Annotated in this window: 17 protein-coding genes; 4 read left to right on the top strand and 13 right to left on the bottom strand. The window is 75.0% G+C overall.

The window, feature by feature from the left end; translation table 11 throughout:
• Positions 1–74: 74 nt before the first annotated feature.
• The 3 genes from AC3WT4_RS19295 (at position 75) to AC3WT4_RS19285 (ending at position 3,152) form a co-directional block, all read left to right on the top strand.
• Positions 75–1,067 carry a carbohydrate kinase family protein gene (locus AC3WT4_RS19295; RefSeq protein ID WP_492316244.1) on the top strand — a complete coding sequence of 331 codons (993 nt, stop codon included), beginning with the start codon at positions 75–77 and terminating at the stop codon, positions 1,065–1,067.
• Positions 1,064–1,642: a TIGR00725 family protein gene (locus AC3WT4_RS19290; RefSeq protein WP_492316243.1), complete on the top strand. Its 579-nt coding sequence runs from the start codon at positions 1,064–1,066 to the stop codon at positions 1,640–1,642. The genes AC3WT4_RS19295 and AC3WT4_RS19290 overlap by 4 nt, the downstream gene beginning before the upstream one ends.
• A gap of 82 nt (positions 1,643–1,724) precedes the next feature.
• On the top strand, positions 1,725–3,152 hold the full coding sequence (locus AC3WT4_RS19285; protein WP_074809173.1) for an MFS transporter: 1,428 nt from the start codon (positions 1,725–1,727) through the stop codon (positions 3,150–3,152).
• A gap of 61 nt (positions 3,153–3,213) precedes the next feature.
• On the opposite strand, the gene AC3WT4_RS19280 is transcribed toward AC3WT4_RS19285, so the two are convergent.
• Genes AC3WT4_RS19280 through AC3WT4_RS19220 form a run of 13 tightly spaced genes read right to left on the bottom strand, consistent with a single transcriptional unit; the run spans position 3,214 to position 16,068 of the window.
• Positions 3,214–4,419: an acetyl-CoA C-acetyltransferase gene (locus AC3WT4_RS19280; RefSeq protein WP_492316242.1), complete on the bottom strand. Its 1,206-nt coding sequence runs from the start codon at positions 4,417–4,419 to the stop codon at positions 3,214–3,216.
• Complete coding sequence (locus AC3WT4_RS19275; RefSeq protein WP_492316241.1) at positions 4,416–5,588, bottom strand: alpha/beta hydrolase; 1,173 nt, start codon at positions 5,586–5,588, stop codon at positions 4,416–4,418. The genes AC3WT4_RS19280 and AC3WT4_RS19275 overlap by 4 nt, the downstream gene beginning before the upstream one ends.
• Positions 5,585–6,289, bottom strand: a complete 705-nt coding sequence (locus tag AC3WT4_RS19270; protein WP_492316240.1) for a CoA transferase subunit B — start codon at positions 6,287–6,289, stop codon at positions 5,585–5,587. The genes AC3WT4_RS19275 and AC3WT4_RS19270 overlap by 4 nt, the downstream gene beginning before the upstream one ends.
• A gap of 3 nt (positions 6,290–6,292) precedes the next feature.
• Positions 6,293–7,171 (bottom strand): CoA transferase subunit A, encoded by an 879-nt coding sequence (locus tag AC3WT4_RS19265; RefSeq protein ID WP_492316239.1) that lies wholly within the window; start codon positions 7,169–7,171, stop codon positions 6,293–6,295.
• Positions 7,168–8,226, bottom strand: a complete 1,059-nt coding sequence (locus AC3WT4_RS19260) for an alpha/beta hydrolase (RefSeq protein WP_492316238.1) — start codon at positions 8,224–8,226, stop codon at positions 7,168–7,170. Before AC3WT4_RS19260 ends, AC3WT4_RS19265 begins: the two co-directional genes overlap by 4 nt.
• Positions 8,223–8,999, bottom strand: coding sequence for a 3-hydroxybutyrate dehydrogenase (locus tag AC3WT4_RS19255; protein WP_175007981.1), 777 nt, complete (start codon positions 8,997–8,999; stop codon positions 8,223–8,225). Before AC3WT4_RS19255 ends, AC3WT4_RS19260 begins: the two co-directional genes overlap by 4 nt.
• Positions 8,996–9,694, bottom strand: coding sequence for a TetR/AcrR family transcriptional regulator (locus tag AC3WT4_RS19250; RefSeq protein WP_492316237.1), 699 nt, complete (start codon positions 9,692–9,694; stop codon positions 8,996–8,998). Before AC3WT4_RS19250 ends, AC3WT4_RS19255 begins: the two co-directional genes overlap by 4 nt.
• A complete protein-coding gene (locus AC3WT4_RS19245; protein WP_400110450.1) occupies positions 9,691–11,280 on the bottom strand; it encodes a class I adenylate-forming enzyme family protein in 1,590 nt (529 codons plus the stop codon). Before AC3WT4_RS19245 ends, AC3WT4_RS19250 begins: the two co-directional genes overlap by 4 nt.
• A complete protein-coding gene (locus AC3WT4_RS19240; protein WP_083385284.1) occupies positions 11,277–12,434 on the bottom strand; it encodes a branched-chain amino acid ABC transporter permease in 1,158 nt (385 codons plus the stop codon). Before AC3WT4_RS19240 ends, AC3WT4_RS19245 begins: the two co-directional genes overlap by 4 nt.
• Positions 12,431–13,306 (bottom strand): branched-chain amino acid ABC transporter permease, encoded by an 876-nt coding sequence (locus tag AC3WT4_RS19235; RefSeq protein ID WP_492316236.1) that lies wholly within the window; start codon positions 13,304–13,306, stop codon positions 12,431–12,433. The genes AC3WT4_RS19240 and AC3WT4_RS19235 overlap by 4 nt, the downstream gene beginning before the upstream one ends.
• Positions 13,303–14,082, bottom strand: coding sequence for an ATP-binding cassette domain-containing protein (locus AC3WT4_RS19230; protein ID WP_175007985.1), 780 nt, complete (start codon positions 14,080–14,082; stop codon positions 13,303–13,305). Before AC3WT4_RS19230 ends, AC3WT4_RS19235 begins: the two co-directional genes overlap by 4 nt.
• Complete coding sequence (locus tag AC3WT4_RS19225) at positions 14,079–14,855, bottom strand: ABC transporter ATP-binding protein (RefSeq protein ID WP_074809191.1); 777 nt, start codon at positions 14,853–14,855, stop codon at positions 14,079–14,081. Before AC3WT4_RS19225 ends, AC3WT4_RS19230 begins: the two co-directional genes overlap by 4 nt.
• 1 nt (position 14,856) lies before the next feature.
• A complete protein-coding gene (locus AC3WT4_RS19220; protein ID WP_074809193.1) occupies positions 14,857–16,068 on the bottom strand; it encodes a substrate-binding domain-containing protein in 1,212 nt (403 codons plus the stop codon).
• Positions 16,069–16,340: 272 nt separating this feature from the next.
• Here AC3WT4_RS19220 and AC3WT4_RS19215 point away from each other — a divergent pair.
• Positions 16,341–17,657 (top strand): extracellular catalytic domain type 1 short-chain-length polyhydroxyalkanoate depolymerase (locus AC3WT4_RS19215; RefSeq protein ID WP_492316235.1); only part of this gene is annotated, 1,317 nt, incomplete at its 3' end.

Here is a 17,657-nt window from a genome sequence, read left to right as displayed (position 1 = left end):
GCCAGACTGGCGATCGCTCTCGTATGTTGTCCGACAATAGACAACCGCGTCGCATTGTTCATTGGAGAGCCGAGATGCCGTCCACCCCCGTCCACACCGTCGGCGGCTTCACGCTCGACGCGATCATCCACGCCGACGGGCGGTGGTCCACGGGTCGCCTCGGCGGCAACGCGCTGTGGGCCTCGATGGGGGTCGCGCTCGCCGTCGACGGCCGTCCTGTCGCGCACGCGCTCGTGGGGGAGGACTACCCCGAGGGGGCGCTCGCGGAGATCGCGTCGCGCGGCGTCGACGTCGACGACGTGACGCGCCGCCCCGGGCAGCCCAACGCCCGGGTCACCTTCGCCTACCGCGCCGACGGGTCACGGACGCAGCCGGCCCCGCCCGAGGCCGTGGCACAGCTGCCCGCCGAGGTGCGGCCGGAGTTCGCCGACTCCACCCGCGACCCGCGACGCACGCTCGACTCCCTGGTGGACGGTGCGGCGCTGGCCGACGTGGCGCGCTCGCTCGGCGGCTCCTGGCATCTCGGCCTGCTGCCGGGGGCGCGCTTCGCCGAGCTCACCACCGCGCTGCGCGGCGCCGCGGTCGACTACGTGCAGGCCGACTGCCCGGCGAGGTCCGAGCTCGCGCGCGACGGTGAGGCGCTGCTCGAGCGCCACCTCGCCGCGCTCGACGTCTTCCTGCCGAGCAGCTCGGACACCGACGTGTTCGCTCCCGGGGTCGACCACCGGACCCTCGTGCGCCGCTTCCACGACTACGGCGCACCCGTCGTGGTGCTGAAGCGCGGCGAGCTCGGGGCGATCGTGTCCGACGCCACGAGGGGGGCCTGGAGCGTCCCGGCGATCCCGGCACCGCAGGACGTCGACGCGACCGGGGCGGGGGACGTGTTCTGCGGGTACTTCGCGCACGCCTACCGCAACGGGGCGACGCTCCTCGACGCCGCGATCGAGGCGTCCGCCGCGGCGCGAGCCGCCCTCCACGTCTCGAGCCCTCTCGATCTGGTTCGACCGCGCGACGAAGCCTGGCAGACGGCCGTCGCGACCATCCGCGAAGGAGTGACCGCACTGTGAGAAGAACGACCATCGGCGTCATCGGCAACGCGTCCCGACCCGGGGTGGAGCTGCCCGCAGCCCTGCTCGAGACGGCGACCGAGGTCGGTCGCCACGTCGCCGAGGCGGGTGCCGTGCTCATCACCGGCGGGACCGGCGGCGTCATGGAGGCTGCCTCGAAGGGCGCCCAGGAGGCGGGTGGGCTGTCGATCGGGTTCCTCCCGCAGGCGGACCTGTCGCACGCGAACCCCTACCTGGACGTCGCACTGCCCACGGGCATGGGGACCATGCGCAACCTGCTCACCGCGCGGTGCTGTGACGCGCTGGTCATGGTGGGCGGCGGGGTCGGCACCCTCAACGAGCTGACGATCGCGTACGACGTCGGCACGCCCGTCGTCGCGATCCGCGGCACCGGCGGCTGGTCCGACCGGATCGTCCGTGCGCTGGTCGACGGACGCTGGCTGGACGAGCGCCGCGTCGCCGAGCTGGAGCTCGCCGACGACCCCCACGCGGCGGTCGCCCGCGCCCTCGAGGCCACGACCCGACCCCGCCGCACCGGTGGCCTGACGGCGCACGCCGGGCACGCCGGCGCCTGACCCGCCACCCGCTCGACCCGCCACCCGCCCGACCCGCCACCCGCCCGACGTCATGTCCTCAATGAAGAGAGAGTCCGTACCGATGTCACTATCCACCCGGGCGCCCCGCCGCCCGATGAGCGCCAACGGCGCCACGCTGCTCGCCGGCCTCACCCTGGGCGTCATCGCCTTCCAGCTGAACGCCACCATGCTGAACCCGGCCGTGCGGCAGATGGAGATCGAGCTCGGTGTGACGACCGCGGCGATCGCCTTCTCGTCCGCGCTCTTCTTCCTGTCGAAGGCGATCTTCCAGGTCTTCGTGCCGCGCCTGTCGGACATGGTCGGCCGGCGGACGATCATGCTGGTGCTGCTCGCGATCCTCGCGCTGGGGACGGCGATCGCGATGTTCGGCCCGACGGTGGAGTGGCTGTACGTCGGCCGCTTCATCCAGGGCAGCTGCGGTCCCGTCTTCACCATCGCGCTCCTCACCCTGCGGGAGGCGACCGCGGACGAGAAGGACTACGGCACGCGGATGGGCGTGATCATCGCCATCAACGGGGGCATCGCGGGCGTCGACGTGATCCTCGGCGGGTGGATGGCCGAGCAGTTCGGCTTCCGCTCGATCCTGGCCCTGTGCCTCGTCATGACGGTCGTCGCGTTCTTCGCCACCGTGGCCTGGGTCCCGGAGTTCGCCCCGGGCCGGGGCGAGCGGATGGACTGGTGGGGCGTCGTGTTCATCTCCGTCGTCGTCGTGGGCCTGAGCTGGGCCGTCGGCGGCGACCCCTTCGGCAACCGGTTCCCGAGCGCCTGGTCGTTCGTGTACGTCGGTGCGGCGGTGGTCGGCCTCCTCGCCTTCGTGGTCCGTCAGCGGCACGCCCGCCACCCCCTCGTCCCGGCCGACGAGCTCGGGAACCGCGCCATCTGGGCGATGCCCCTGACCACGATCCTCACGCTCGCCGGGATCATGGCGGTCGCCAACCTCGTCGGGCCCTCGTACGCGCAGAATCCCGACGCCGGGTGGGGCATGACGGCAACACTCGCCTCGGTGCTGTTCATGGCGCCCTACGCCCTCGTCGGCTGGGTGGTGGGGCCGTTCGCGGGCCGCCTCGCGCCGCGGTTCGGGTACGTGCGCCTGCTGCAGGGGGGCCTGCTCACGTCCGTGCTGGTGATCGCGGCGATGGCCTCCTTCGGCCTGCGCTCCCCGGTGCTGTTCGGCGTGCTGCTGTTCGTGCTCGGCATCAGCTACGGCGGCGTGACGAACGTGATGCTCAACGGGCTCGGGGTCGTGCTGTCCCCACGGAGCGCGCCCGGGCTGCTGCCGGGTCTCAACGGCGCCTCGTTCGCCATCGGGGCGGGGCTCGCGTTCACGATCGTGGGCCAGGCGATCACCCACGGATCACCGGCGGGTGCGGAGTCGGCGGGCGGATACGCCCAGGGGCTCTGGATCTGCGCCGGGATCGCGACCCTCGCGCTGCTCGTCACGCCGCTCCTGCCGCGGCCGCGGCTGGGCTCGCCCGACGCGGAAGAGTAGTCGCCCGGTGTCGCACGGGAGGGCGCGGTCGGCTCGTCGCCGGCCGCGCCCTCCCCGCGCGTCAGGCCTCGAGGAGCAGGGCCTCGCCCTGGCCCCCGCCGCCGCACAGCCCGACGGCGACGCGCCCGCCCCCGCGGCGCGCGAGCTCGTGCGCCGCGTGGACGGCGAGGCGGGCGCCGGACGCGCCGATGGGGTGGCCGAGCGAGATGCCGCCGCCGTGCACGTTGACGACGTCCGGCGAGACGCCGAGCACGCGCGTGGAGACCGCGACGACGGTCGCGAAGGCCTCGTTGATCTCGACGAGGTCGAGGTCGTCGACCGTCCACCCGGCCCGGTCGAGGGCCTGCCGGATCGCGCGCGCGGGCTGGGAGTGCAGCGACGTGTCGGGACCGGCGACCTGGCCCCACGTCCGCACGGTCGCGAGCACCGGCGTGCCCGCGGACTCGGCCCGGGCGCGCGTCGTGAGGACCAGCGCGGCGGCGCCGTCGGAGATCTGCGACGCGTTGCCCGCGGTGATGGTGCCCTCGGGGTCGAACGCGGGCCGCAGGCGCGCGAGGCCTTCGACGGTCGTGTCGGGGCGCACGCCCTCGTCGTCGAGCACCTCGACCGGCTCGCCCCGGCGCTGCGGGACGCTCACGGGGGCGAGCTCGGCGTCGAACAGGCCGTCCTTCGCCGCGGCAGCGGCGCGCTGGTGCGAGGCCGCCGCGACGGCGTCCTGCTCCTCGCGGGAGACGAACACGTCGCCCACGTTGGTGCGCTCGGTCGAGACGCCCATGGAGGTGTGGTCGAACGCGTCGGTGAGCCCGTCGCGCGCGACGGCGTCGACGAGCGTCGCGTCCCCGAACGCGAACCCGGCGCGCGACCCGGGGAGCAGGTGCGGCGCGTTGGTCATGGACTCCTGGCCGCCGACGAGCACGACCTCCGCCTCGCCGGAGCGGATCATCCGCGTGCCGTCGATGACGGCGGTGAGCCCCGAGAGGCACACCTTGTTCACCGTCACGGCGGGCACGTCCCAGCCCACGCCCGCGGCGGCGGCCGTCTGGCGCGCGGGGTTCTGGCCCGCCCCGGCCTGGAGCACCTGGCCGAGCACGACGGCGTCGACGGCGTCCGCGCCGAGGCCCGAGCGCTCGATCGCGGCGCGCGCGGCGACGGCGCCGAGCTCGACCGCCGTCAGCGCGGCGAGCGAGCCCTTGAGGCGGCCCTGGGGCGTGCGGGCGGCGGCGACGACCACGACGTCGTCGGGGGAGTGCGGGGTGGTGGTGCTCACGGCTGGACCTCCAGGGGTGCGGACGGCGGTGTCTGCGCGGGCGCCGGGGGTGTGGCGCCCGCTCGTGCGGCGGCGGCGTCGACGTCGGCGACGGCAGTGTCGACCAGCCCGAGCAGGAGCCCGAGGAACACGTCCGGCTCCTCGAGGTGGGGGCTGTGCCCGACGCCGGGCCGCACCTCCTCACGGTACCGCCCGCCCGCGGCCGCGTAGGCGTCGAGGACGGCCCGGGTCTGGGCGACCATCGGCTGCGGCGGGTGCGTCGCGGCCCCCGGCCAGCCGGGCACGGCGCCGAGCGCGCCGAGCTGCGCGAGGTCGAACAGCGACGTGTCCGAGACGATCGCGTCGGCGTCGCCGCGCAGCCACAGCACGGGCGCCGTCGCGCCCGACGTCGCGAAGCCGGACAGGTCGCAGTACTTCGCGCTGATCGCGTTGTTCATCCCGCGCGTCCCCGGGGCCACGCCGGGCCACGTGCCCGACGCCGTCCGGTCGCCCGGGTAGTTGTCGTCGCCCGTGCGCGTCGAGAGAACGGAGTCGAGCAGGAGCTCCTCCAGCGCGCCGAGCGGCTCGCCGAGCGAGGCCGGGTCGGCGACGTAGAACCGGCGCAGCACGTCGCGGGGCGACCCGGCGTCCTCGCTGCGGTCGCCGGCGGCGAGCGCCGCGACGAACGCGGGGTTCGCCGTCCCGCCGCCCGAGCCCGCGAAGTCCGGGCAGAGCGGCGTCCCGTCGACGTCGCGCGTGCCGCCGAACCCGTACGGAGACATGGGCGCCTCGAGGAGGATCGCGTCGAACAGGTCGGGCCGGTCGGTCGCGAGCTGGAGCACGACGCCCGCCCCGGCGGAGTGCGCGACGGCGACGAGCGGGCGCGCGAGGTCGAGCGCGTCGAGGGCGGCCGCGACGTCGTCGGCGAAGTCCCGCACGCCGCGGGTCGCGTCGACGGGCCGGGGCTCGGCGTCGCCGTACCCCCGCAGGTCGACGGCGACGCCGCGGACGTCGCCCGGCAGCGTGCGCAGCAGCGGGTCGAAGAACGCCGACGACGAGCAGTTGCCGTGCACGAGCAGGACCGTCGCGCGGGCCGCACCGTCGGCGGCGACCTCGCGCACGTGCTCGCGCCCGCGCGGGGTCGGGACGTCGCGCCGCAGCACCTCGCGGCGCAGCACCTCGGGCGTCACGACGGCGTCCCGGCGGCCTGCGTGGACGGTCCCGGGCCGGCGTCGGTGACGTCGAGCGGGGCGTCGTCGAGCGCGACGACGAGGTCGGGCTCGGTCGCGGCGCGCACGTCGTCGACGCTCACGCCGGGCGCGGTCTCGCGCAGCACGAGCCCGTCGGGCGTCACGTCGATGACGGCGAGGTCGGTGATGACGCGGTGCACGACCCCGCGCCCGGTGAGCGGGAGCGAGCACGAGCGCAGGATCTTGGGCGACCCGTCGCGCGCCACGTGCTCCATGAGCACGATCACGCGCGCGGCCCCGTGCACGAGGTCCATCGCTCCGCCGGGGCCCTTGACCATCTTGCCGGGGATCATCCAGTTGGCGAGGTCGCCCGTCTCGGAGACCTGCATGCCGCCGAGGATCGCGGCGTCGATCTTGCCGCCGCGGATCATGCCGAAGCTCAGCGCGGAGTCGAAGAACGCCGCGCCCGGCAGGACGGTGACGGTCTCCTTGCCGGCGTTGATGAGGTCGGGGTCGACGGCGTCCTCGGTCGGGTACGGCCCGACGCCGAGGATCCCGTTCTCCGACTGCAGCACGAGGTGCTTGTCCTCCGGCACGTAGTTCGGCACGAGCGTCGGCAGGCCGATGCCGAGGTTGACGTACCAGCCGTCGTGGAGCTCGCGCGCGGCGCGCGCGGCCATCTCGTCACGGGTGAGCGGCACGGCTCAGCCCTCCTTCACGCTGGTCGTGGTGCCCGACGGCGCGGGCCGGTCGGTGGCGGCGGCCGACCGCACGGTGCGGCGCTCGATCCGCTTGGGGACGTCGGTGCCGACCTCGACGACGCGGTGCACGAACACGCCGGGCAGGTGCACGGCGTCGGGGTCGATCTCGCCGGGCTCGACGAGCTCCTCGACCTGCGCGACGCACACGCGGCCCGCCATCGCGGCGAGCGGGGAGAAGTTGCGGGCCGAGCGGTGGAACACGAGGTTGCCGTGCCGGTCGCCGCGCAGGGCGTGCACGAGCGCGAAGTCCGTGGTGATCGCGTCCTCGAGCACGAACTCGGCCTCGTCGGCGAACGCGCCGTCGCGGCCGCGCGGCCCGACGCCGAACGTGCGCACCTCCTTGGGCGCGCTGGCCTGCGCGACGCCGCCCGCGCCGTCGTACCGCTGGGGGAGGCCGCCCTCGGCGACCTGCGTGCCGACGCCCGTGCGGGTCCAGAACGCGGCGATGCCCGCGCCCCCGGCGCGCAGCTTCTCCGCGAGCGTGCCCTGCGGGGTGAGCTCCAGCTCGAGCTCGCCGGAGAGGAACTGCCGCTCGAACTCCTTGTTCTCCCCGACGTACGAGCTCGTCATCTTCCGGATGCGGCCCGCGCCGAGCAGGACCCCGAGGCCCCAGTCGTCGACGCCGCAGTTGTTGCTCACGACCCACAGGTCGCGCGTGCCCTGCGCGAGCAGCGCCTCGATGAGCGCGATCGGGTTGCCGCACAGGCCGAACCCGCCGACGGCGAGCGACGCGCCGTCGGGCACGTCCGCGACGGCCTCGGCCGCGGACGCGACCACCTTGTCCAGCCCGGTCCCTCGTGGGGACGCGATCGTGGGGCTCATGCCGTGACCTCCTCGTCACTCGCCGGTCCTGTGCCGTCGCTCGTGACGGCGGCCAGGGCCCGCAGGGTCTCGCCCGCGACGGCCTCGACACCGGGCGGGCTCATGATGATCGTGTAGTGATTGATACCCGCTACGTCGCGGGTGCGCAGCCCCGGCAGCCGCGCGCGCCACGCGGCGAGGTGCTCGGGGGAGTAGAGGGCCTCGGGCTCGTCGAGCAGGCCGCGCGGCGCGCGCAGCAGCACGAGCGGCACGTCGAGCGGGTGGTCGCCCGCGAGCGCGTCCGCGAGCGGCCCGCCCTCGTAGAGCTCGAGCGAGTCGGCGGAGACCGCCGCGCCCGACGACGCCGGTCGCAGCGCGGGCGCCTCGCCCACGAGGTCGTAGTCGACGTACCCCGCGACGACGTCGGCCCACGGCTCGTCCCACGCGCTCGCGAAGGCGGGGTGCGCGCGCCAGAAGCCGCGGTACTCCTCGTGGTCGGCGAACGTGCGCTCGAGGCGCTCGACGGCCGGCCCGAGGAGCGCGCGCAGGACCTCGTCGTGGTCGGCGTCCGGCGGCAGGCCCGCCGGGGGCGGGAGCGGGACGCCGCCGTCGACGAGCACGAGCCGGGAGACGCGGCCGGGGTGGCGGTGCGCGAGCACGACGGACACGAACGCGCCCATGGAGTGCCCGAGCGCGACGACGCGGTCGATCCCCAGCGCGTCGAGGACGGTCGCCAGGTCGTCCGCGTGCGCGCCCATGCCGTACGGGCCGGGCAGGGCGTTGCTGCGGCCGCGCCCCCGCAGGTCGGGCGCGACGACGCGCACGCCCGGCAGCGCCGCGACGACGGCCGGCCACGCGCGGTGCGACGCCGTGATGCCGTGCACGGCGAGGACGGTCGGGACGGCGTCGTGCGCGGGGTGCGCGCCGCCGTCGGGCTCGCTGCCCGGCCCGGGCGCCGGGCCGACCGGGTCCCACACGCCGACGCGCAGCCGCCCGCCCGCGACGGGGACGTCGAGCGTCGCGTAGGTGTGGGTGGCGGCGGTGACGTCGTCCGGCGCGGTCGTCGCCGCGGTCACCGCGCGCTCCAGCCGCCGTCGATCGTCCACGACGCGCCCGAGACCATCGACCCGTCCGGGCCGGTGAGCCACCCGACGAGCGACGCGACCTCCTCCGGCTCGACGAGCCGCTTGACCGCGGACTCGGCGAGGAGCACCGTCGCGAGCACCTCGGACTCGGGGATGCCGTGCACGCGCGCCTGGTCCGCGATCTGCTTCTCGACGAGCGGCGTGCGGACGTAGCCGGGGTTGACGCACACGCTCGTCACGCCGTGCGGGCCGCCCTCGAGCGCCGTCACCTTGGACAGGCCCTCCAGGCCGTGCTTCGCCGACACGTACGCCGACTTGAACGGCGACGCGACGAGGCCGTGCACGGACGAGACGTTGACGACGCGCCCGAACCCGCGCGCGTACATCCCCGGGAGCGCGGCCCGGACCAGCAGGAACGGCGCCTCGAGCATGATCGCGTGCAGCAGCCGGAAGTCGTCGGGCCGGAACTCCTCGATGGGGCTCACGCGCTGCACGCCCGCGTTGTTGACGAGCACGTCGACGTCGAGCGTCAGGTCGTCGAGCGCGCGCGTGTCGGCGAGGTCCACGACCCACGCCTCGCCGCCGAGCTCGTCCGCGAGGCGCTTCGCGCCGTCGGGGTCGACGTCGGCGACGGTCACGTGCGCGCCGCGCGCGGCGAGCTCGCGCGCGCAGGCGGCGCCGATGCCGCTGGCGCCGCCCGTGACGAGCGCGCGGCGCCCGGCGAGCGTCGGGGCCGTGCCGGGGAGCGGTGCGGGGACGGTCATCGCGCGTCTCCTTCGGGGTCGGTCGTGGTGGCGGGTCCGCTCCCGGCCGAGGGAGCGGGCCGGGGCGCGGCGAGCGCGCGCTCGATGAACTGCATGGTCTGCTCGAACACGTGCGGGGGGACCTCGGCGGCCGCGGTGTCGTACGACGGCGGCTCGGCGCCCTCGTCCCAGCGCCCGCCCCACAGGACCCAGCGCATCCCGACGATCTCGCCGATGCCCATGAGCGCCCACGCGGCGACCTCCGGGTCGACGTCGTGGCCGACCTCGCCGTTCGCGCGCGCCTTGTCGAGCCCGGTCATGTAGCCCTCGACGATGCGCGCGTAGTGGCGGCGCAGCGCCCCGGGGGAGACGAACTCGGCCTGCCGCACGATGCGGTAGAGCGCCGGGTGCTCGGCGGTGAAGCGGAAGAACGCCTCGAAGCCGGCGCGCTCGGCGGCCAGGCGCGTCGTCGCCTGCGAGCTCGCCTCGATCATCGCGTGCCGCACGCGGCGGTTGAGGTCGTCGACGAGCTCGTCGAACACGTCGATCTTCGACTCGAAGTACAGGTAGAACGTGCCCTGCCCGACGCCCGCGGACTCGGTGATCTTCACGATCGACGCGTCGTGGTACCCGACCTCGGCGAACACCTGCTCGGCCGCGGCGAGGATCTTCGCCCGGGTGCGGTTGCCGCGGGCGGTGCGGGGCTGGGTGCTCATGAGTCCTCCGGGACGGTCACGCGCTCGGCGAGCGAGCGGCGCGACACCTTGTGCAGCGACGTGCGGGGCAGGGACGGGACGAGGTCGAAGCGGCGCGGGACCTTGAAGTGCGCGAGCTCGCGGCGGCAGAACGCCTCCAGCTCCTCCGCGTCGGTGGGGTGGCCCGGACGCGGGACGACGAACGCCGCCCCGACCTCGCCCCACCGGTCGTCAGGGACGCCCACCACCGCGACGTCCGCCACCGCCGGGTGTCGGCGCAGCACGGCCTCCACCTCCGACGGCGTGACGTTCTCGCCGCCGACGATGAAGACGTCCTTGAGGCGGTCGACCACGCGATAGCACCCGTCGGCGTCGCGCTCGACGAGGTCGCCGGTGCGCAGCCAGCCGTCGCGCAGGACGGCGGCCGTGGCGGCCTCGTCGCGGAAGTACCCGGCGAACACGCCCGGTCCGCGGACCAGCAGCTCGCCCGCCGCGGGCCCGTCGAGGTGGCGTCCGGTCACCGGGTCGGCGACGGCGACCTCGACGTGCGGGTACGGCGTGCCGGCGGAGCCGCTGCGCTCGCGGGCCTGGTCGTCGGGCAGGCACAGCACGTTGGGCCCCGCCTCCGTGAGCCCGTAGCCCTGCGAGAGCGCGACGCCGCGGCGGTGCCACGTGCGCAGCAGCGGCTCCGGCATGGGCGCGCCGCCCACGACGGCGTGCCGCAGCGACGACAGGTCGGCGTCCGCGAAGCCGGGGTGCTCCGCGAGGAGCAGGTAGTTCGTCGGGACGCCCATCATCGTCGTGACACGACGCTCGGCGACGAGCTGCAGCACGCGCTCCGGCTCGAACGTGCGCTCCAGGACGACGGTCGCCCCGGTCCACCACGCGAGCAGCGGCTGGATGTTCCACCCACCCGCGTGGAACTGCGGCAGCACGCTCAGCACGACGTCGTGGCTCGTGAGCTCGACCGTGCGCGAGAGCGAGAGGTTCGTCCAGAAGCAGTTCGCGTGCGTGAGCAGCGCGCCCTTGGGCGTGCCCTGCGTGCCGGACGTGAACACGAGGAGGAGCGGGTCGTCGTCGTGCACGGGACGGCGCTCCGGCGCGGGACCCTGCCGCGACGGCGGCGGGACGTGCGCCTCGACGCCGCTGCGCCCGAGCTCCGCCCGCCGGGGCGGGCGGCCGAGCCGTTCCGCGTCGAGCCGGCGGAGCGGGTCGAGCCGGTCGAACGCCGCGTCCGCGAGGCCGGAGAACTCCTGCTCCACGAGCACCAGCGCGGGATCGGCCTGCTCGACCTGGGCGGCGAGCTCGCCGGGCGACAGCCGCCACGACAGCGGCGCGAGCACCAGCCCGGCCTGCGCGCACGCGAAGAACAGCACGACCTGGTCGGCGCTGTTACCCGTGACGGTCGCGACGCGGTCCCCGACGCCGTAGCCCGCCTCGCGGAACGCCGCCGCCAGGGCGCTCGCGCGCTCGTGCAGGTCGCGATAGCGCAGGGTCACGCCGCGGTCGTCGACGGCGACGCGGTCGGGCGTCGCGAGCGCGCGGTCGCGCGTCCAGCGCCCGAGGGTGTGCAGGCCGTCCTGGGCGTCCTGGTGCTGCGTCGTCATGCCACCTCCTCCAGGCGCTCGCGGGCCTCCTCCCGATCCTCCCGCGGGCGGCGGCGCGCGGCGAGGCGCGACGCGGCCCCGGCGATGCCCCCGGGCAGGAACATCACGACGAGGATGAAGAGGGTCCCGAGCAGGAACAGCGGCTCGCTGAGCGGCACGCGCAGCACGGCCGGCAGGTCCGCGACCGCCGCGGAGCTCGCGAGCGTCCCGAGCCGCTGGTCGAGGATCGTGTAGAGGACGCCGCCGACGATCGCGCCCCACCGGGACCCGACGCCGCCGAGCACGACCATGACGAGGAGCGTGAGCGTGAAGTCGGCCGACGTCGCGCGCGGCACGGCCCCCGACTGGAGCAGCAGGTACGCCATGCCGACGACGGTCGCGAGCGTCGCCGCGAGGACGAACACGAGGAGCTTGACGAGGTAGGGGCGCCCGCCGATGACGCGCACGCGCATCTCGTTCTCGCGCGTCGCCGCCGCGACGTGCCCCGCGCGCGACCGCTCGACCCACAGCACCACGAGGTAGACCACGACGAGCACGGCGAGCGCGAGCCAGTAGAGGTTGCGCGTGTTGAGCACGCCCACGAACGCGTCGGGGACATTCCGGGTCGCGAGCGCGAGGCCCTCCTCGCCGCCGGTCGCGCCGCCGGGGTTGCGGCGCACGAGCACGTTGCCCGCCTGGGCGAACGCGAGGGTGACCATGGCGAACGAGATGCCCGTGACCCGCAGCGAGATGGCCCCGACGACGTGCGCGAGCACGATCCCGCCGACGAGCACGAGCGCCGCGGCGGGCAGGAGCGGGATCTCGGTCGTGTCGAGCACGATCGCGAGCCCGTACAGTCCTGCCGCGAAGTACAGCGCGTGCCCGAAGCTCAGCAGGCCCGCGACGCCGAACAGCAGGTGGTAGCTCAGCGCGAGGGCGCCGATGAGCCAGCACATCGCCATCATCTGGAGCGCGCCGGGCGTGTACGTCGGGCCGGGCAGCACGCCCGGCACGTGGATCGCGAGCAGCGGGAGGCACGCGAGCACCGCGACGAGCGCGACGCCCGCGAGCGCGCGGACCAGCGTGCCCGACGGCGTCCGGCGGCCCGCGCTCTCCGCGCGCGGTGCGTCGTCGGCGGGGGCGGCCGGCGCCGGGGGAGCGGTCTGGGTGGTCATGCGGCTGCCCTCCCGAGGAGGCCGGTGGGACGGACGAGGAGCACGAGCGCGAGGAGGAGCACGACGAGGAGGTCGCCGTAGCCGAGGTAGTAGTTCGCGAACTGCTGGAGCACCGCGACCAGCACGGACGCGACCGCCGCCCCGGTCAGGGAGCCGAGCCCGCCGATGACGGTGACGATGAACGCGAAGATGAGCAGCGACCCGCCCAGGTGCGGTGAGACGTACCCGAAGTACTGCGAGGCGAGGACCCCGCCGAGCCCCGCGGCGGCGCCGCCGACGGCGAAGACGAGCGTGAACGCCTTGCGCACGTCGATGCCGAGCGCGGTGACCATGGACCGGTTCTCGACGCCCGCCCGGATGATGAGCCCGTAGCGGGTGCGCCTGAGGAACAGCACGATCGCGCCGAGCACGAGCGCCGCGGCGGCGATCGCGACGAACCGGTCGTTGGGCACCGGCGCGCCCGCGAGGTCGGTCGTGCCCTTGAGCCACGCCGGGCCGGAGATGAACTCGGGGTCGGACCCCCACATGCCCTCGAACAGCGCGACGGACGCGAGCGAGAGGCCCACCGTGACGAGCACCTGCTCGATGTGCCGCTCGTAGAGCGGGCGGATGAGCAGGAGCTCGGTGAGGGCCGCGGCCCCCGCCCCGACGACGGCCCCGGCGAGCAGCGAGAGCGCGAACACGCCCCACGAGCCCGCGCCGAGCGAACGCGCGACGAACCAGCCGCCGAAGGCACCGAGCGTGAGGAACGAGCCGTGCGCGAAGTTGAGGACGCCCATGAGCCCGTAGATGAGCGACAGACCGGACGCGACGAGGAAGTACAGCGCCCCGAGGCCGAGCCCCGTGACGAGGAGGAGGACGATCGTGCTCACCGGGCCACCGCCCCTTCGGTTCCGTGGTGGTCGACCTCGGCGTGCACGCCGAGGAGCTGCTGGACGCGGTCGGGGTCGTCGAGGAGCTCGCGCGCGGGGCCGGTGTGCACGACGCGGCCCGCGTCGATCACGACGACGCGCTCGGCGAGCCGCTCGATGACCTCGAGGTTCTGCTCGACGAGCAGGATCGGCACCGTGCGGGCGGCCTCCGCGAGCGCGTCGGACACCTCGCCGACGATCCGGGGTGCGAGGCCCTTGGTGGGCTCGTCGACGAGGAGCAGGCGGTTGGCGTTGAGCAGGGCGCGCGCGAGCGACACCATCTGCTGCTGCCCGCCCGAGAGGGTGCCCGCGCGCTGGGCGGCGCGCTGCACGAGGTCCGGGAAGAGCTCCGCGACGAGCTCGCGGCGCGGCTGGGCGTCGCGCTCGGCGAGGCGCAGGTTCTCCGCGACGGTGAGCCCGGCGAACACCTCGCGGTCCTCGGGCACGTACCCGACGCCCCGGCGCACGATCCTGTCCGTGCGCTCGCCGTCGACGCGCTCGCCCGCGAGCAGCACCTCGCCCCGGCGCTCGATCAGGCCGAGCACGGCCTTGAGGGTCGACGTCTTGCCGACGCCGTTGCGCCCCAGCACCGCCGTGACGCCCGTGGCCGGGACGGAGAACGTCACGTCCTCGACGACCTGCTGGCCCGCGATGCGCGCCGACAGCCCGCGCACCTCGAGGACGGGCACGTCGCTCCCGCTCGCGGGGTGGGCGGTGCTCCTGCTGCTGCCGCTCATGCTGCCTCTCCTGCCGTGACGCCCAGGTAGGCGCTCTGCACCGTCGGGTCCGCCATGACGGCGTCGGGGGTGTCGCACGCGAGCAGCTCGCCGTGGTGCATGACGGCGACGCGGTCCACGAGCCCCAGGACCACGTCCATGTGGTGCTCGACCATGAGCACCGTGCAGCCGGTCGCGTGCAGGTCGCGGATGACCTCGACGAGGCCGGGCACGTCGGCCGACGACACGCCCGCCATGGGCTCGTCGAGCAGCACGACGCGCGGCTCGGTCGCGAGGAGCACCGCGATCTCGAGCTTGCGCTTGTCGCCGTGGGACAGGTCGCCCGCGGCGACCTCGGCGCGGCGCACGAGCCCGACGGTCTCCAGGTGCCGGTCCGCCTCCCGCGTCGCGGCGTCGCCGCGACGCGGGAAGCGCAGCACCGACAGGGCGCCGCCGAGGCGCCCCTGCGCGGCGAGCCGCACGTTCTCCCGGACGCTCAGGCGCGGGAACAGGCTCGACGTCTGGAACGTGCGGCCCAGGCCCGCGCGGGCGCGCGCGGCCACCGAGGTGGTCGTCACGTCCGCGCCCTCGAGGAGCACCGACCCGCTCGTCGGGCGGTGGATCCCCGAGACCAGGTTGAAGAGCGTCGTCTTGCCCGCGCCGTTCGGCCCGATCACGCCGAGCATCTCGCCCTGCCCGACGGCGAGGCTCACGCCCCGCAGGATCCGCGCGCCGCCGATCTGGAGCCCGAGGTCGCGGACCTCGAGCGCGGGGAGGGTGTGCGGCTCGCCCACGTCAGCCCGCCTCGGCCGGCGCGACGTCGTCGCCCGGCACCTCGGCGACGAGCTCGGGCACCCAGCCGTCGCCCTCGGGCACGAGCTTCACCTGGTACATCGGCTGGACCAGCGCGTGGTCGGACGCGCGGACCGTCGTCGTGCCCTTGGGGCCGTCGAAGCTCCAGCCCTCGAGCGCGTCGACCATGGCGTCGACGTCGTCGCCGCCCTCCTCGATCGCGTGGACGATCATCTGCGCGGCGACGAAGCCGTCGGGCGTGAAGAGGTCCGCCTGCTTCCCGGCCTCCTCGACGGACGCGAGCATCGCGGCCTCGACCTCGGTGCCCGCGGCGCCGGGGAAGTAGTGGTTGAGGAAGTCGACCTTGCTCGCCGCGGCGCCGTACGCGCCGTAGGTCGCGACGTCGCCGAGCCCGGTGACGACCGTGGTCGCGTCGAGGACGCCCTGCTGGTCGAGGCCCTGCCACATGGCGCCCGACGTCGCCCCGGCCCACGCGACGAACACGAGGTCGGGCGCGGCGTCGACGATCTGGTGCGCGAACGGCGTGAACTCCGTCGCGTCCTCCGGCACGAGCACGCTCGTCACCTCGGCGCCCTGCGCGCCGAGGACGGCCTCGACCGCGGCGAGGTTCCCCTGGCCGAACGCGTTGTCCTGGGCGAACACGACGACCTTCGCGCCGTCCGGGTCGACGAACGTGCCGGCGGTCGCGACGTCCTGGAGGGACTGGCGCCCCGAGCGGAACGTGTAGTCGTTGATGCCCGTGAGCGCGTCGACCGCGGCCGGCCCGGAGATGTAGAGCACCTTGTTCTGCTCGGCCTGCTCGGCGAGCTTGAGCGCCACGCCGGACACGACCGTGCCGCCGAGGATCTGGTAGCCCTTGCCGATGAGGTCCTTGGCCTGGCCGACCGCCTTGTCCGGGTCGCCGCCGTCGTCGTGGAACGTCACGTTGACCGGTCGGCCGTCGACCTCGCCCGTGCCGTCGGTCGCGTAGTCGAGACCGGCCTGGAAGCCCTCGTAGTAGGCCTCCCCGTAGGCCGCGAGCGGCCCGGTCTTGGAGTAGATGATGCCGACGTCGACCGGGTCGGCGCTCGTGCTGCTCTCGCCTCCGGTGCTGCCGCCGCTCGCGTCGGTCGGCGCGCAGGCGGCGAGCGCGAGGCTCGCGGCCGCGAGCGCGGCGACGGCGAGCGCCGGCCGCTGGGACTTCTTCGTCCGCATGACTTCGCCCTTCGTTGGGTGGTCCTGAGGGGGAGCGCCGCTCAAACATGAGAGGCGATTCAGGTTGCGGGAATCATGGATCCCCGGACGGCGCGGTGTCAACCCGCCCCCGCGTCGTCGGCGGCGGCGGTGGCGCCGCTCGGACCTCGGGGAAAGTTGACAGGTGATTCAGGTCACACGTAGCGTCCGGTCCGCCCGGGTCCGGCGCGCGACGGTGCGCGCCACGGCGCGCGAAGCGCCGACGGCGACCCGACCTCGACGTGGAGGTTCAGATGGTCAGGCACTCCCTCAGACAGCGCGCCCGCGCCCGCCGGAGCGCCGTCGCGCTCGCGCTCGGCGCGGCGCTCGCCGTCGTGCTCGCCCCGCTCGTCTCGGCGCCGGCGACGGCCGCCGGGTCGTGGTCCCAGCGCACCGCCGGCGGCATGACGGTCGAGCTCTACCGCCCGTCGACGGCGCCCGCGCTCCCCGGCGGGCGGGCGCTCATGATCTCCCTGCACGGGTGCGTCCAGACGTCGCAGGTGCTCAAGACCGGCGGGAACTGGACCGCGACCGCCGACGAGCACGGCATGGTCGTCGCGGTCCCCGCCGCGCCGAACGGCGGCGTCCTGCTCGGCTGCTGGGACTACTACGACACGAACCACAGCCGCACGAACCCCGCCCGGCACGACGACAACCTGCTCGACCTCGTCTCGACGCTGCTGGCGGACACGTCGCTCGGCATCGACCCGGACCAGGTCTACGTCAGCGGCCTGTCGTCGGGCGGCGGGCAGGCGATGGTCATGGGCTGCCTCGCGCCCGACGTGTTCGCGGGCGTGGGGATCGCGGCGGGGCCGACGGTGGGGACGACGTCGGGCCAGATCGGGAGCGTCGCGACGACGCTCGCCCAGGCCCGCTCCACGTGCCGGACCTTCGCCGGGTCGCGCACCGCGGACCTCGCGACCCAGGTGACGTCCGTCGTCCACGGGAGCGCCGACACGACCGTCGCGACCGGGTACGGGACGCTCAACGCCCAGGTCATGGCCGACCTCTACGGGGCCGGGACCACGTCGGCGTTCTCGCTCGCCGGGCTCGCGGGCACGAACCGCGCGGGCACCGGGTCGCTGTGGTCCGACGCCGCGGGCCCGCGCGTCTCGCTGGTCCAGAACACCGGGCTCGCCCACGCGTGGCCCGCGGGAGGCGGCCCCGGTGGGTCCTACGTGTCGACGAACAGCATCGACTACCCGGCCTACCTCACCGACTTCCTGTTCGCGAACAACCGGCGCGTCGACCGGGACCCGGGCCCGGGCCCCGACCCGGACGTCACGGCGCCGACGGTCGCGATCACCGCGCCCGCCACGGGTGCCGCCGTCTCGGGGACGGTCCGCGTGGAGGTCGCGGCGTCCGACGACCGCGCGGTCGACCGCGTCGAGCTGAGCGTCGACGGCGCGGCCCTCGCGACGCTGCGCGCCGCGCCGTACGCGTCCGACTGGGACACGACGGCGCTCGCGGCCGGCTCCCACGTGCTCACGGCCCGGGGGGGGGGGGGGGGGGGGGGGGGGGGGGGGGGGGGGGGGGGGGGGGGGGGGGGGGGGGGGAGAAGGGGGGGGGGG

Source organism: Cellulosimicrobium sp. EB106-03-01-XG111, assembly GCF_058792115.1.
Note: the sequence above shows the minus strand (reverse complement) of the source record. Positions and strands in the feature narration are given on the sequence as shown.